Annotated in this window: 5 protein-coding genes; 4 read left to right on the top strand and 1 reads right to left on the bottom strand. The window is 70.8% G+C overall.

Annotated features, from left to right (window positions below; translation table 11 throughout):
* Positions 1-18: 18 nt before the first annotated feature.
* Complete coding sequence (locus tag JOF40_RS00460; protein WP_129183092.1) at positions 19-1,776, top strand: GNAT family N-acetyltransferase; 1,758 nt, start codon at positions 19-21, stop codon at positions 1,774-1,776.
* Between the two features lie 87 nt (positions 1,777-1,863).
* On the top strand, positions 1,864-2,616 hold the full coding sequence (locus JOF40_RS00455; RefSeq protein ID WP_129183090.1) for a hypothetical protein: 753 nt from the start codon (positions 1,864-1,866) through the stop codon (positions 2,614-2,616).
* A 304-nt stretch (positions 2,617-2,920) separates the two neighbouring features.
* On the opposite strand, the gene JOF40_RS00450 is transcribed toward JOF40_RS00455, so the two are convergent.
* Positions 2,921-4,588 (bottom strand): bifunctional 3'-5' exonuclease/DNA polymerase, encoded by a 1,668-nt coding sequence (locus JOF40_RS00450; protein ID WP_129183432.1) that lies wholly within the window; start codon positions 4,586-4,588, stop codon positions 2,921-2,923.
* A 260-nt stretch (positions 4,589-4,848) separates the two neighbouring features.
* Between JOF40_RS00450 and JOF40_RS00445 the strand changes: the two genes are divergently transcribed.
* Both JOF40_RS00445 and JOF40_RS00440 read left to right on the top strand, forming a co-directional pair.
* The gene (locus JOF40_RS00445; protein WP_129183088.1) at positions 4,849-6,636 is read left to right on the top strand and encodes an Ig-like domain-containing protein; all 1,788 of its coding nucleotides are present in this window, start codon (positions 4,849-4,851) and stop codon (positions 6,634-6,636) included.
* Positions 6,637-6,666: 30 nt separating this feature from the next.
* Complete coding sequence (locus JOF40_RS00440; RefSeq protein WP_129183086.1) at positions 6,667-16,911, top strand: calcium-binding protein; 10,245 nt, start codon at positions 6,667-6,669, stop codon at positions 16,909-16,911.
* Positions 16,912-16,965 lie beyond the last annotated feature (54 nt).

Below are 16,965 nucleotides of genomic sequence, written 5' to 3'. Positions count from 1 at the left end.
ACGGCTAGGGTATCGGCCATGCGACTCACCAACGTCGCCCATCTGCGCCTCCCCTTCGGACGACTGATGGGGTACGACGTGAGGGTCTCCGAGCCGGGTCGCCGGCTGCCGGTCTCGTTCGACCAGCGCCGCCACGTGCAGGCTGGCGAACGTCCCGGGTCGTGGATGGCGATCTCGTTCCGGCTCGGCGCGCCCGTGTCGCGGGACGCGCTGTCGGACGCCTGGCTGGCCGTCATCGCCCGTCACGGCACGCTGCGGTCCGTGTTCGTCCCTGGGCAGGACGACGCCGAGCCGCACCTGCACGATGTCGACGTGCTGCCGGGGGAGTGGACCGAGCACCGCATCGCGCCCGGTCAGGCGGTCAACGATGCGCTGCGACAACAGCTCGACCGCTCCTGCACGCCCTTCTCAGCACCATCGCACCGGCTCTGCGTGCTGGAGACCGCGACGGGCCCCACCGTCGTCATCGCGGCGGACCACTCGCACGTCGACATGTGGTCGATGCTGGTCATCGTCCGTGACCTCCTGGCTGCGCTGGGCGGGACGATCGACGAGGTCGCCGCGGTGCCGGCCTTCGCCGACCACTCCGCCGCGCTGCGCGAGCGTCCCGCCGCACCCGATGAGGTGCACCGCCGGTGGCGCGAGATCCTCGAGGGCAGCGGCGGGACGATGCCGCGCTTCCCGCTGCCGCTCGGCGAGCCGGTCGCGCACCTCGAACGGGTCGAGGTGCGCGACGTCCTCGACGTCGACGACAGCGCGGCCTTCTCGGCGCAGGCTGCGTCCGACGGCGTCTCGACGCTGACGCTCGCCGTGTCGGCGATGACCGCCGTCACCGGTGAGCTCGCCGGTACGTCGCTGCGCGCGGTCTTCCCGGTGCACAGCCGCTACGAGAGCACGTGGCACGACTCGGTCGGCTGGTTCATCACCAACTCCGTGCTGGAGTCGGCCGACCCGGACCCGGCGGCCTGCGCGGCAGCGGTCAAGGAGGCCGTGCGCCTGGGATCGTGGCCGCTCGAGGAGATCCTGCGGCCGTGGGGCGGCATGCCGGAGGCTCCGGGGATGTTGGCGATCTCGTGGCTCGACCTGCGTCGCCTGCCCGTGCGGGTCGATGCGGCGGGACTCGAGGCGCAGTACATCGGTGCCTCGATCCGCACCGACGGCGTCATGCTGTGGTTCATCCTCGACGAGCAGGGCCTGCACCTGCGATGCCGATACCCCGACACCTCCGAGGCGCGGATGCACGTGGGTGCCTGGCTCGACCTGCTGGTCGAGCGGGTGCGGGCGATCGCGGTGTCGTCGGCGGGAGGACGTCTTCGCGTCGGCGACGGGCACTACCGCGTGCAGCGGGCGTCCCGCGCCGACGTGCCGGCCGTCGTCGCCCTGCTCGCCGACGACGAGCTGGGTTCGACGCGCGAGGGTGCCGACAGCACGAGGTACGAGGCGGCCTTCGACGTGGTCGCACGCGACGGTGCGCAGTACCTCGCGGTCGTCCGCGACGACGCCGACCACGTCGTTGGCACGATGCAGCTGACGATCATCCCGGGGCTCGTGCGTGGCGGCACGACCCGCCTGCAGATCGAGGGTCTCCGTGTCGCCGCCTCGCACAGGTCCGGCGGACTCGGCGCGGCGATGCTGGCCTGGGCGCACGAGCACGGGCGCGCACGCGGAGCATCCCTCGCCCAGGTCACGACCGACGAGGCACGTGAACGGGCACGCGAGTTCTACGAACGGCTCGGCTACGAGACCAGCCACGTGGGTCTCAAGCGCGCGCTCTGACGGCGGCTGTGGTTTGGGGGAGTGCGCGGCGGGTACCCGGGGCGGTCGCGGGTCGCCAGGACCTGCGGCACCACGAAGGAGATCGTCATGGCCAAGCACGCCGACAACAGCCCGGACGGCACGTACGCCGCCGCACCCGACGCGACCCGCATCGAGGGCGTGACCCCCGTCGAGCGTGTCCACGACCGTGACCGCCTGCACGACGAGCGGGTGCCGGCAGACCGCCTGCAGGACGAGCGCGTGGACGACGGACGTGAGCCCGTTGCCCCCGCCACGTCGGCCGTGCCGGCCGGCGCGGTCGTCGTTGACGACGCCCACGCCCGCGACAAGTTCGGTGGCCTCAACATCGGTGCCGCGTTCTTCGGCTGGATCGTGGCCATCGGCGTCGCGATCCTGCTCGCCGGAATCGTCGGTGCCGTGCTGACCGCCGTCAACTCCTCGATCGAGGTCACCCAGACGGAGGCCGAGCGACAGGCCGGGACGATCGGCGTCTCGACCGCCGTCGTGCTGCTGGTCATCCTCGCCCTCGCCTACTACGCCGGAGGGTACGTCGCCGGTCGCATGTCGCGCTTCGACGGTGCCCGCCAGGGTGTCGGCGTGTGGGTGCTCGGACTCGTGGTCTCGATCGTCGCGGTCGTGCTCGGTGCGGTCTTCGGCGACGACTACGACGTGCTGAGCCGGGTCGACCTGCCGCGCATCCCGTTCTCGACCGACGAGATCACCACGGGCGCGATCGTGGCTGGTCTGGCCGTCATCGCCGTCACGTTGGTGTCGGCGATCCTCGGTGGCCTGCTGGGTCACCGCTACCACAACCGGGTCGACCGGGCCGTCCGTCACTGATCGCCGGCGACGTCGCGGGGACGTCATCACTCCTGCGGTAACGCGCAAACTGTTGTGATGACGTCCCAGAGACGCCACCGCGGACGTCATCACTTCAGTACCTGGGACGCAGCGGTCGTGATGACGTCCCCGCCGGGATCACCACGGCTCGGTGGGGATGTGCTGTACGTGAGGGTTTGCTCAGGTTCAACCGGGGTACATCAGGTGTGCACTGCTTGAACCGGGACACCGGCGACGAACAGTGCGCAGCACCACGAAGATGGCGGGCCACCGGACTCACGCAGACCGGGATCGGCCCGCCTCTTCACGTCCGGGTGGAGTCGCCGTCGGGCGAGCGTCGTCCTGCCTTGCCGGCATCGGCGTACGACCGGACGATCGAGGTCGTGAGCGGGAAGTCGATCGCGAGGTCGCGGAACACCAGCCCCGCCGCGGTGGCGGCCGCCTGCTCCATCTCGACGACGACCTCGTCGGCGAGCGCAGCCGGGGTGTGCACGACGACCTCGTCGTGCAGGAAGAACACGAGGTGTGGCCGTTCGTTGAGCGGGCCGTCGCCGCCCAGGCGCCAGAGCCGATTGCGCAGATCGGCGATCCAGCACAGCGCCCACTCCGCGCCCGTCCCCTGCACCACGAAGTTGCGGGTGAAGCGCCCGTAGGCGCGACGGTCACGCGCCCGCCCGGCGGGATCGACGGCCGGGTCGTCGGGATCGACGTCGTCGGTCTCGCCGAGACGCGGCGCTCCGCGGCCCAGCAGCGTCCGCACCACCTCGCCGCGCTCGCCGGCACGGGCAGAGTCCTCGACCAGTCCGAAGGCGGCGGGATAGCGCCGGGTCAGGCCGGCCACGAGGCGTCCGCTCTCGCCGCTGGTGGCCCCGTACATCGCGCCGAGCAGCCCCAGCTTGGCCTCGGTGCGGCTGGCGACGGCACCGTCGTCGGCCATCGCCTGGTAGAGATCGGCGCCACGAGCCGAGGAGGCCAGGGCGCGGTCGCCGCTCATGCCGGCCAGCGCCCGGGGTTCCAGCTGGGCGACGTCGGCGACAACGAGCCGCCAGCCGTCGTCGGCCACCGCCGCGGCCCGCACCTGGGTCGGCAGCGACAGGGCGCCGCCGCCGTTGGACGACCAGCGCCCCGTCGACGAGCCGGCCGGCTGGTAGACCGGCCTGAAACGCCCGTCGCTGACCCACTCGTCGCTCCAGGCCCAGCCGTTGGTCGCGGCCAGCTGGGCGAGCTGCCGATAGCGCAGCAGCACGTCGATCGCGGGGTGGGGCACCGCACGCAGGGTGGACGCCCGGGTGTCGTCGACCTCGATGCCCGAGCGGCGCAGCGCTGCGAGCAGCTCGGGTCGGGAGTCGGGATTGAGCCCGGGGGATTGCAGGGCCTGCCGGACGTCCGCCGCGAGGGCCTCGAGCAGGCGCGGTCGCATGCCGCGCAGCGGGCGCGGACCCAGCAGCTCGGTGAGCAGGCGGTCGTGCACCTCGGCCCGCCACGGCACGCCGGCGAACGTCATCTCGGCCGCGACCAGGGCCCCTGACGACTCGGCGGCGAGCAACAGGTTCAGGCGCGACGGCTCGGCGGATGCCGCGACGGCGGCGAGCTGCCGGGCGTCCTCGACGTCGGCGCGCAGGTGCTCGGACGGCTCGTCGACCGCGAACAGCGCAGGAGCCGTGGCCTCACGCGGGCCCAGCACGTCCCACAGCGCCGACTGCTCGCCGTCGAGCAGGGATGGATCGACAGCGGGTGCTCGGCGCAGCAGCCGGTGGCACAGCCGCAGGTCGTGGCACCGCTCGACGCGCACCCCGGCGGCCAGCAGACCGGGGTACCAGCGGGCCGTGTCGTCCCAGACCCAGCGCGGTCGGTCGACCTCTCGCTCCGCCACGAATTCCGCGAGATCGACCGTTGCCAGCCGGTGCTCACCAGCGTCTCCGTCGACGACGAGGACGCCGTCGTCGGGCAGGCGCGACAGCGAGACGCGCACCATCTGACCTCCTCGGACCGGGACCACATCGGCGACGTGAGCCATCGGAATGTACCCCCCTAGTCACTTCGGATGATCTTTCATCGCATTCTCAGGAATTGGGCGGAATCGTACTTTTGTCTGGATACGCTGACCCGGTACCACCGAGGGGATCGGTGAGTCGGGGCAGGGTGTTCGGGAGTCCATCAGCCGCCGGTGAGGTCCCTGGCCGGGTGGTCCCATCACTCGGGAGCTTCTCCCGTCATAGGGAGAACATCATCGTGAACACCGCCCAGATCACTCGCGCGCTCGCACTCGGGGTGGTCGGCGCACTCGCCACCACCGCCATGACGTACGCCCCCGCCTCGGCCGCGCCGGTCGGCTTCGACCTGCTGGCTCTGTCGCAGGACGGCGACTTCTTCCAGCCGTCCGACTACGCCGCCGGCGACGTCTTCGTGCAGACCGTGCGGAACGGGGCCAAGGTCGACGCGAAGGACGAGCAGGACCTCAGCTACTCGTGGACCTTCACGCCGTTCGGCTCGAGCAGCTCCGTGACGGTCCCCGCCACCGGTGATGACGTCCAGCCCACCGACCGCGCCGGCCGCTTCGAGGTCGTCATGCCGATCGGTCAGGGCCCCGGCACCTACAGCCTGAAGGCGTCGATCAACGCGGACACCAACGGTGATGACGCCGTCGCAGAGAAGACGCTGCAGACCTTCACCGTCGGCAACACCGCCCCCTCAGGCAGCACGACCTCCGTCGACGGCCTCGCCGCGGCCAAGCCGGGCGAGGCGCAGGACGGCACCGTCACGATCGAGGACCCCAACGGCGACCCGATCGCCGGCCAGGTCTTCACGCTCACGGTCGACCACGGCTTCTTCACGACGGGCGACGACGTGTCGACCGCCGAGGGCGCCCTGGTCGGCAACCTCGAGCAGGACGGCACGACGCTCACCGCCGTGACCGACAGCCAGGGCGAGATCCCCTTCGACATCGGCATCGCCCGCGACGGCGGCTTCGACGACGACGGCAAGGTCGCGGCGTCGGTCACGGTCGCCGGCGGACCGGTCGGCAGCGGCACGGCCACGTGGTCGACCGCCGACCCGCTCAACGGCCAGGTGGCCGTGCGCCTCTCGCCCGCGGGCGAGCAGGACGGACCGGTCAACCCGACGCTGGCCGGCAACCGGACGTTCTTCGACGTCTTCGGCCTCGACCAGTTCGGCAACCCCGTCGCGGGTGCCGAGATCGGACTGACGTTCCCGGGCAACGTCGGCGAGTTCGACGTCGACGCCGACACCGAGGACGTCGTGTCCAACTTCGACACCTTCGGCGACGTCGCGATCACGCTCCTCAAGGCCGGCTACATCGACCTGACCGGCACCTGGGAAGAGGCACCCTCGACGGTCTACGACGCGAACAGCGCGCCGCTGCCGAAGACTGACAAGCCCGTCAGCGGCTCGCTGCGCTCCTCGACCTACGAGATCTCGTTCAACGCGTCCTCGTTCTCGATGGGCTCGTCGGTGTCCGACACCGTGCGCGTCGGCACCGCCGTCACGCAGACCGTGCGCGCCGTCGACCAGCAGGGCAACCCGATCGAGGGCTACCAGGTGCGGTTCCTGCGCTTCGGCCCCGACGCGACCAACGGCGACGTCGTCGCGACCCGCACGACCAACGCGCTGGGCGAGGCCACCTACAGCTTCATCGGAACCCGTCGTGGTCGCGCCGTCATCACCGCCGAGGTGTCCGACGGCAACCGCCGCCGCGAGCTGACCGGCACCGCAGCGTTCGGCGCGGGCGTCCGTGCACGACTGGCCAAGGCCAAGAGCACGACCAGCGCCGATCGCATGACGGTCACCACGGGCAAGGTCGCCTCGGGTGCCCGCGTCGACCTCTACCGCGTCGTCAAGGGCGTGGAGAAGCTGGTCTCGAGCCGCAAGGTCAACAGCAAGGGAACGGCCGCCTTCAAGGTTCGCGATCGCAACCGCAGCAAGAAGACGACGTACGTCGCCGTGGTCCGCTCGACGTCGAAGTCGCTCACCGACCGCTCGAACGCCCTCAAGACCCGCTGACACCTCCACCTCCACCAAAGGAATCCCGCGATGTCGCTGCGGCCGCTCGTCTTCACCACCCGCCGCACCGCAGGGATCGCCTCGGTGGCCGCCCTGTCGCTGCTCGTCCCGCTGATGGGGCCGTCACCGGCCGTGGCGGCGGGGGAGCCCGACGACGTGCGGGACGTCCGCATCGGTCTGATCAAGCTCGGCGGTGCCCTCGCGGGCGCCGCCGAGCAGCCGGCGCTGTCGGACGACCTGCCGCTGACGGACACCTCGGTGCGTGACCTGCTGTCGCTCGACACCGTGATCGGCACACTGGTCACCGACGCGCTCAGTGCCAAGGGCGACACGACGCTCGACACGATCGACGAGGCGTTCCCGAAGGACGGCCCGCTCGTCGTCGAGGAGGTCGACGCGAAGGACCGTCTGCCCGGTGCCCCGGCCAACAGCCGCGAGTGGACCATGAAGGTGTCGCTGAAGGCCTCGCGCAAGACCGCCATGACCTATCAGAAGGACGAGCTGGAGTTCGGCACCGCGAGGCTCGGTGGCGACCTGGCCGCCTCGCTCGACGGCACGATCCGCTTCCGCTATGACCCCGACGAGAAGCTCGCCCTGCGCAACTTCGCCGTCGTCGGCACGTCCGAGCTCACGACCCACGTGTGGTCGCGCGAAGCCGGCAAGAAGGACGGCGGTCCCGAGAAGGTCGACGTCCCCGACTTCACGGCGGTCGACGGATTCATCCAGCTCGACGGCTCGGGCGAGGCCAAGGTCGACAGCTCGACGGTCCTGTCGCTGCGCGATCCCAACGGTCGCGGTCAGATCACGACCGAGGACCTCGAGTTCAGCGCCGCGTCCGAGCTCTTCCAGACGACCCAGGCACCCGGTGCCGACGACATCGCGATCGACCTCGACCTCAGCACGTCGATGGACGACTCCGCGACCGGCACCGTCAAGGTCGGCACCCGCGCGAAGGTCAAGGACGGGGAGACCCAGCCGACGTACGCCGCGCCGGTCGTCGACCGCTCGGCCACCCTCAAGGACCTCACGTCGCTGACGCGCGTGCAGGCCATGTCGGGCTTCACGCAGTACGCCAGCGCCGTGCAGTCGGTCGAGGCCTCGGTCGACCAGCAGTTCCCGCTCGTCGACCTCTCCCTGACCGACCTCTACTCGCCCGCCCAGCAGCTGCAGGATCTCATCACCGAGCAGGCGACGGCGACGATCGTCTGCGGCGCCGCCGACACGTCCCCGCCCTCGGGTGCACCGCAGCCCGGTGAGGCGCGTTACTGCCAGGCCGTCACGGCCGGCTTCGTGCCGGCGTCCGGCGAGAAGATCACGTGGGAGTCGCCCGACAAGGGCGTCGACATCGCCGCCGACTCGACGGGCCGGACCGGCACCGTCGGCACGTCGCCCACCAAGAACGTCAAGGTCACGGGAGGCGACGGGTTCCCGACGCTGCGCGTGACGTTCACCTCGGAGGACGGCAAGGAGCGTGTCGCTCGCTCGGCCGTCCGCTCGATCCAGGCCCTGGGCGACGCGATCAAGCAGCTCGGGCTCGACGGCGAGGTCGTCTACGACCCGACCAAGCAGGCGCTCGAGATCAAGGTCCGGGACGACGAGGACGACGACAAGGGCGGCACCTATCCCACCGGCGGCAACGGCAACCTCGCTCCGCTGACGGGTCTCACCGGACTCTGCCAGGCCATCAAGGGCAGCAACCCGCGCCTGTGCAGCCCCACGGGCGAGCAGCCGAACGGCACGGTCGTCGTGCCCCAGGAGGGCGAGGCGACGGTCAAGGTCGGGTCGCGCACGTTCGACGCCGACTTCGGCATCGGCCTCGTCAAGCCCACACCGGCCGTCGAGGGCCAGCCCGTGCAGGCCGACCCGACGTACTACCTGGTGCCCGGCGACGACGGTCGCGTCTACGAGATCGACGACGCATCCGCCTCCCTCGGCACCGACGCGAAGCTCGGCGCCCGCATCGGCTTCCTGTCGGTCGACGTCGACGTCACGTCGTACTCCGTGAGCCAGAGCGGCAAGGCCGCGTCGGTCAAGGTGCCCACCTCGACCGTCCCGCTGCCGAGCAAGGGCGAGATCGACGACGCCGTCACGCTCTCCGACCTGCTCGACCCGTCCCTCAAGGCGACGCTGCAGCGCGGCCTGACGGCCAAGGCAGACCTGACCGTGAAGGACACGGCCCAGGACAGCTCGGGCAAGCGTCCGATCGGTGCCGACGGCACGGTCAAGGCCGAGTGGACCAGTCTGCTCACGGGCAGCCTGCCGAAGGTCGAGACCGGTGGTGGGTTCGACAAGCTCCGCCTGCTCGACATCGTCCCGGCCCGCCAGGCCACGATGGGTGACGGATCCGCCGACGGCGTGATCCAGGACCCGACCGCGGACTTCCTGAAGCAGTTCGGCCTGACCTCGGGCATGACCGCGGCCGAGCGGACCGTGACCCGCCCCCTGTACGACCTGGGCACGACCGAGGCCAGCAGCGTGGTCTGCACCCAGTTCGTCGTCAGCAGCCCGACGAAGCTGGAGTGCCAGCAAGGGCCCCTGTCCAAGGCCGGAGTCGTCGGCAAGGGACACCCCTACGTCATCGAGGGCGATCCCGACGCGCTGCGCGACGTCGTGATGGAGGACCTCGCGGGCGTCCTCAACTCGTTCACGACGGCCGGGCCCGAGGTGGGGGCGGACAAGACCTTCCCGCTCGTCGACCTGCGTCCGACCGACATCAGCGCCGCTCGTGACAGCCTCGGTGCCACGATCCGTGCGATCCAGGACACGATCGACGCAGGTGAGCTGGCCAAGCAGCAGTCGGTCTCGTCGCTGCAGTCGTTCAGGAGCACGTTCGAGAAGCAGCTCAAGGGCTCCGTCGAGGGCGAGGACGTCGCCGTGCCGGGCAGCGCGAAGATCGGGTTCGCGCTCAAGGGCAACCGTCTCGAGCTCGAGACGTCGCTCGACACCACGGGCACGCGTGACGCCACGATGAAGGTCGCCACGGGCAACAGCGAGGTCAAGGTCTACAGCTCGACCGCCGATGACAAGGACGTCCCGGCGACGCTGCCCGTCGACGTCGAGTCGGGTGCCACGTTCGCGCTCGGCATCGACCTCGCCGACGCGAGCTCGCAGGTGCGCGGCGACACGGCCGTCACGGAGAAGATCACCAAGATCAGCGGCGACGCCGACAGGATGGCGAACGTCCGCAAGACCCTCGGTGCCAAGGCCACCGACTACGGCTCGGCACGCGTCACGTCCGGCCCCGACTCGGACGTCCGGGTGGGCATCGACGTCCAGGCGGCCACCGGTGCCGACGGCACGAAGGACGACTGGAGCGATCTCGCGGCGCTGCCCCAGAAGCTCACGCAGAAGCGCTCCGTCGCCGGCTCCGGCCTGGCGTGCGTCGACGGGTCCGGCAAGGACCCGAAGATCGCGGCCTGCCTGCGCCTGCCGATCGACAGCACGCCCGCCATCGCGACGGTCGAGGTCGATCTGGCCGCCGACCAGAGCTCGGGTGGCAAGGGCGGCTCGGTCGCGGCCAAGCCCATCGCGTACCGGTTCCTCGCCGAGGGCCTGTCGAAGCTCAACCTCACGCTGGCCGACGCCCTCGACGGCGATCTCGCCGGCACCGAGGACGGTCCGCTGAGCCTGCCCGTCGTCGGCATCGACCTCGACGGCAGCGCCGACGTGCCGAAGGACGTCGAGACGTACGTCTCCGCGGTCCGCTCGAAGCTCTCCCCGGTCGAGAAGGCCGTGGCCGAGACCGCGAGCATCACCGATCTCGACACGGAGCTGGCGAAGGCCATCACGGCCGTCTCGACCCAGCTCGGGGCGGGCACCAACAAGATCACGACCAGCAACAAGGCGTTCGTCTACCTGTGTGCGGGCGGCGTCGTCTGCGATCCCAAGACCAAGAAGGTCTCCGACATCCAGCAGATCAGCGTGCCGGTGACCCTCGAGGGAGCCCTCGGCGAGAAGGACGTCCCGTTCCGCGCGGGCCCGGCCGGCTCCACGATCATCACGGATCGTTCGGCCCGCGCCGAGGCGACCTGGAAGCTCGACGTCACGGTCGGCATCGGCCGCGGCACCGGACCGTTCGTCAAGCTGCCCGCCGTCGACCCGGCCAAGCCGCTGCTCGACATCGACCTCACCGCGCGTCTGCAGAAGAACTCCACGACGGCGTGCCACGAGTGGTCGCGGTCCGACGAGTGGAAGACCAAGGTCGGCGACGGATCGGGCAGCGGTCTCAGCAACCTGTCGGTCTCCGACTACTCCGCAGGATCCGACAACCGCTGCATCGACGCGTTCGTCGGCAAGTTCCCGTCGGTGCTCGTCGACCGCCCGAAGTCCGACGGCACCGCCGGCACGTTCCTGAAGACCTCCATCGCCGTCGACGTCGAAGCGCCCGCCGGCACGACGGACGGCATCGTCTACGCGCCGACCCTGGCCGACAAGGTCCCGGCGTTCACGACGACCGCGACCGGCACGGGTGGTCTGTCCACCTACTTCGAGTCGTTCGCCAGCAAGGCCGGCTTCTTCGACGTGCTCGGCACGATCGACCAGGTCTGGAAGGACGGCGTGTACGAGGACGTCAAGTACGGGCTCCTGCGCCTCGACGTCGGCACGCTCAACAAGGCGGTCTTCCCGGGCTTCAAGAAGGCGCTGGCCTGGACGGCGCCGCTCAACCCGGTCGTCGAGCAGCTCTCCAAGCCCATCCCCGTCGTCACGAACCTGTCCGAGCTCGTCGGCCAGGGTCCCACCTCGCTGCTGACGCTGCTGCAGAAGAAGAACACGCCGATCAACCTGATCGTCAACCTCCTGCAGATGCAGAACGTCATCGCCGGAGAGCCTGACGAGAAGGCCGTCGACCTCGTCGAGATCGGCGGATCGGGCCTCCAGGGCTTCAAGGTCGAGCCGTACAAGCAGGGCCTCGGCACCAAGTGCACCGAGAAGGGCACCGCCAACGGCAAGCCGTTCAAGCGCGTCACCGACGGCAAGGTCAGCCCCGGCAAGGTCACGAGCGGTCGCTGCAAGCCGGGCACCATCACCAAGCTCAAGCAGCTCAAGGACGGCAAGGAGCCCGAGAAGGATCCCGCCGGCCTCAAGATCGACAAGACCATCACGCGGACGCCGTACCTCAGCCTGCCGAGCGTGTCGCTGCCCGTGCTGCAGGACACCAGCCAGATCTTCGGACTGCTGCAGGACACCGGTGACGCCACGATGCTGTACGTCGATCTCGGTCACGCGGGCGTGGCCGGTTCCATCACGCGCAAGTTCGGCCCGTTCGCCGTGGGACCCATCCCGCTGACGGCGTCGATCGGCGGCACCGTGACGCTCGACGGCCGATTCGCCTTCGGCTTCGACACCAGGGGTCTGTCTCGCAAGATCGAGGCGCTCGACACCGGCAGCATCGCCGGCTTCGACGCGCTCTACGCCGACGGCAAGAAGCTGTCGGTCTTCAGCGACGGCTTCTACATCGACGACCTCGAGAAGGGTGTCGACGTCCCGGAGATCAAGCTGTCCTTCATGGTGCAGGCGGGCGCGGCGATCAGCATCGGCATCGTCGAGGCCGGCATCAGCGGCGGCGCGACGCTGGACCTCTCGCTCGACGCGTTCGACCCCAACGGTGACGGCAAGATCTACACCGACGAGTTCGCGGCGGCCTCGAACGGTCCGGGCTGTGCGTTCAACGTCTCGTCGGGCATCTCGTTCTTCCTGCAGTTCTACTTCGCGATCGAGTTCGTCTTCTACACCTTCCAGAAGCAGTTCGACATCGTGCGCAGCCCCCGGTACTCGCTGTTCGACTTCAACTGCAAGCCCGAGACCCCGGTGCTCGCCGTCAAGGGAACGCTCGACGGCAAGGAGTCGCTGGTGCTGACGATGGGCGACATCGCCGACTCGAAGCGCAACGGCTTCAAGGGCGACGTCGCCGAGAAGTACACCGTGCGCCAGGTCGGCGTCCCGGACTCCAAGGGCGACGTGCTGATGCAGGTCACGGCGTTCAACCTCACCCAGAACTACGTCGTGCCCAAGGGCACGCCCGTCGTGGCCAACGCCGGAACGGGCTCCGACACGGTGCGCCTCTACGCGATGCCCGCTGTGACCACCGACGCCGACGGCGACCCGGTCCTGCTGGGCCCGGCCGACGACGGCTACGTGCCGCCGACGTTCGACTCGCGTGCTGTCATCAGCGGCGGCTTGGCGGCCGACACGATCGAGACCAGCGACGGCGACGACATCGTCGATGGTGACGAGGGCAACGACACGATCCGTGGCGGAGGTGGCGACGACACGCTGCGCGGCGGCACCGACGCCGACCAGGTCGACGGCGGCCAGGGCACCGACACGCTCGAGGGCGGAGCAGGTGACGACCGCGTCAACGGCGGTGCCGGTGCCGACGACGTCCGTGGCGACGACGGCGACGACAGCCTCGAGGGCGGCGTGGGCGCATCGCGCCTCGCGATGTTCGACGTGACCAGTGCCAACGACATCAGGCCCCTGCTCGATGCCGGTGACCTCGTGGTCGGTGGCAACGGTGCCGACACGATCAACGGCGGCGACGGCTCGGACGTCGTGGTCGGCGGTGCCTACAGCGGCAAGGCGGCCTTCACGGCCAAGGACAAGGTGACGGTCGACGCCCAGGACGCGGACAAGAAGCTCCTGCGGGTCGACGTCAACGACATCGCGACGGTGGCCCTGCCGTCCGACGAGCAGGTGCGGACGCAGTGCGCCGATCCGGGCGAGGACGGCGAGACCGGTCCCGACGTCGTGAGCGGCGGTGCCGACCGCGACATCGTGATCGGTGGTGCCGGTGGCGACGACATGTCCGGTGGCGCTGGCGCGGACACGCTGTGCGGCCGTGGTGGCGACGACCTGCTGCAGGGCGACGGTTCGGCCGTCGAGCTCGACGAGCAGGGCGACGACCTGATCGGTGGCGGCCCCGGCCGCGACCGCATCTACGGTGCCGGCGGCAGGGACACGCTGCGTGGCGGCGCCGACGACGACCTGATCCGCGGCGGTGTCGCGAACGACGACCTCGCGGGTGGTGCCGGATCGGACCTCCTGCTCGGCGAGTCGGGCACCGACACCGTGATGGGTGACGCCGCGGCCGGCGAGACCGCCATCGAGGCGGTCACGGCGGACTCCGACCCCAAGGCCAGTGGCCGGCTCATCGCCTGCTCGATGTCGAGCAGCGTCGTGGGCGGCAGGATCGACCTCGACGGCGACCTGTCGGGCACCAACGTGACCGGCGACACCGGACAGCTCGAGGGCATGTCGGTCGAGACCGGACTGGTCCAGGCACCCAACGGCGGCACGTACACGGGCATCGTCGGCGACATCGTCTTCATCGACGGCAAGGTCGACGTCAACGGCGACGGCAAGATCCAGGCACGCACCTCGTCGGCTCTCGGCGACACCGGCTCGGTGCCCCTGGCGGGCATCACCGGGGCCATGGGCAACGGTGACTGCATCCTCGGCGGCGACGAGGTCGACACGACGCTCGACGGCGGCGTGGGCGCCGACTACCTCGACGCAGGCGCCGGTGACGACACGGGTGTCCGTGGCGGCGACGGTGACGACCTGGTCCGCGGTGGCGCGGGCGACGACACGGTGCTGGGTGACGCCGGCGACGACCTCGTCGCAGGTGACGGCGGTGCCGACATCCTGTACGGCAACGCCGACGCCGACGTCCTGCGCGGCGGGTCCGGCAAGGACCTCCTCGCGGGCGGCAGCAGCACGGCTGATGCGACCGACGGTGCCGACGAGGTGCTCGGCGACGGGCAGGACGACGTCGTCCTCGGCGGCAACGCCACCCTCTCGCGCACGGCGATCGCCGAGACGGCGATCTCGGGCACCGGCGTGACCCTGCTCGACACCCCGTCTGCGAAGGGCCTGGACGACAAGGTCTACGGCGGCGCCGGCAACGACTGGGTGTTCGCCCAGGACGGTGACGACGAGGCCTACGGCGGACCGGGCACCGACGTCGTCGAGGGCGGCCCCGGCGCCGACCTCGTGCGAGGCGACGACCAGGCCGACCTGCTCGTCGGCGGCTCGTCGACGACCGGCGCGGTCACGACCGATCGCACGGCCACCGGCGTCCCCGACGGCGGCGACACGGTCGTCGGTGACCAGGGCGTCGACGGAGCCGACGGATCCGACGTCATGGTCGGCGACAACGCCCGTCTGCAGCTCTCCACGGACGTTCGCGAGCGTTGGAAGCGCGTGCGCAGCGACGTGGAGGTCGAGCTGTTCGACGAGGCCGGAGCATCGGCCCCGGACGCCGACGTGAGCGGAGCCGACACCCTGGTCGGCGACGGCGAGGCCGACCTGGTCTTCGGCCAGGGTGGAAACGACACCGTCCGGGCCGGTTCCGGCGACGACGCGGTCGAGGGCGGTGCCGGCGCGGACGACGTGTCAGGCAACGCCGGCAACGACGCGCTGCTCGGCGGCTCCTGGACCGCGGGCACCGCGGACGCGGGCGACGACCTCAAGGGTGGCGACGGCGACGACGTCCTGTTGGGCGACAACGGACGGTCGGCTGACCTCTACCAGCTCTTCGTGCAGCTGCACGACGCTCCCGCGGCCGGCAAGGCACCTGCGGCCGGCACGTCCGGCGGCGACACGCTCGCGGGCGGCGCGGGCGACGACCGGCTCTTCGGCCAGAGCGGCGGCGACACGATCGTCGGCGACGCCGGTGTCGACGCGCTGGAGGGCGGCGAGGGCCGGGACGTCATGGACGGCGGTGCCGGCGACGACACCCTGACCGGCGGCAGCTCGTCCGGTGACGGGCGCATCGTGCCCGACCGCTCCGGCGCGGGCCAGCTCGACACGGGCGACGTCCTCACGGGCGGCACGGGCGACGACGTCGTGGCAGGCGACAACGCCCGCCTCGACACCACCGGCGGCACTCGCGCCGACGGCACGAGCCTGCGCTCGGTGCTGCTGTTCGACCTGGCCACGGCCAGGCAGAAGGCACCCGGCGGCTCCTCTGGCGACGACGTCGTGACCGCAGGCGAGGGCCGTGACCTGGTCTTCGGCCAGGGCGGCGGCGACTCGCTCGCCGGTGGATTGGGCGACGACTACCTCGAGGGCAACGACGGTGCCGATGCGCTCGACGGCGGGACGGGCGAGGACGACCTGGTGGGCGGTGGCTCCAGCAGGACCGGAGCCGTCATCACGACCTCGGGCCCCGTCGTCGACCGGCTGCTCACGGCACCCGGCAAGCTGACGGACGTCTCGGCGTCCGGTCTGCTCGACGGCAACGACACCCTCACGGGCGGTGACGAGCGCGACGTCCTGCTGGGCGACAACGGCCGGATCACCCGCGGTGGTCCGCCGGCAGTCCTCAGCGGCGGAGCCTCCGGACCGCACACGGTCCGCAAGGTCGCGATGGCCGACAAGCAGCCGGGCGTCTGGTCGGGCAGCGACCAGCTGTCGGGCGGTTCGGGCGACGACGACCTCTACGGACAGTTCGACAACACGCGCACGCGTCGCCCGGGACAGGCCTTCGCAGGTCTGCCGTCGGTGCCGGGTGACGTGCTGCTGGGCGGTCTCGGGGACGACGCCCTGATCGGCGACCAGGGTGTCGACGTGCCGACTCCCGCCAAGTCGCTCGGGTCGGTCAACCGGACCCTCAAGGACAAGAAGTCGTTCGTCCGCGAGTTCGTGCGCCCGCGCGGCAGCCTCGTGCGGGTCGTCACGATGACGCACTCTCGCCAGGGCGGCGACGACGTCATCCTGGGCGAGGGCGGCTCGGACTCGATCCACGCCGGTGCCGGCAAGGACGTCGTCAACGCCGGTGCCGACGGCGACGTCGTGTTCGGTGCCGACGGTGCCGACGCGCTGTGGGGTGGAACGGGCCACGACCGCGTCTTCGGCGGCGAGGGTAGGGACCTGCTCGACATCAAGCGGCGCGGGAGCCACTCGGCCCTGTGGCGGGCGGTGGCGCCGGTGGAGGACACCGACACGCGTCGTCGCACGACCAACGGCTCGGACCTCCTGTACGGAGGATCGGGCGCCGACGGTCTGCAGGCCGACGAGGGCGATCGCAGCAGGACCCGCAAGGGTCAGGGCGACCGCCTGATCGACTGGTCCTCCAGGGCCAGCGCGTTCAAGGTGTGCCGCACGGGACGCGGCACCGGCAAGGTCATGGACGAGCCCAGCTCGTCGATGAGCTCGACGCTCCGCGAGCTGGCCCGGGCCTCAGGCTCGGTGGGGTCGGCCGAGCTGGCCCTCCCGGTCCGGGAGCGCATCACGAAGTACCCCGGTCGCCCCGGGTTCGTGTGCGAGCGCTGACGCGCCTGTCCTAGGTGCCTTCGGCCGCGCCAGGCCTGAGGCCCCCACCGTCAC

It is taken from the genome of Aeromicrobium fastidiosum, from assembly GCF_017876595.1.
Taxonomy (GTDB): Bacteria; Actinomycetota; Actinomycetes; order Propionibacteriales; family Nocardioidaceae; genus Aeromicrobium; species Aeromicrobium fastidiosum.
Note: the sequence above shows the minus strand (reverse complement) of the source record. Positions and strands in the feature narration are given on the sequence as shown.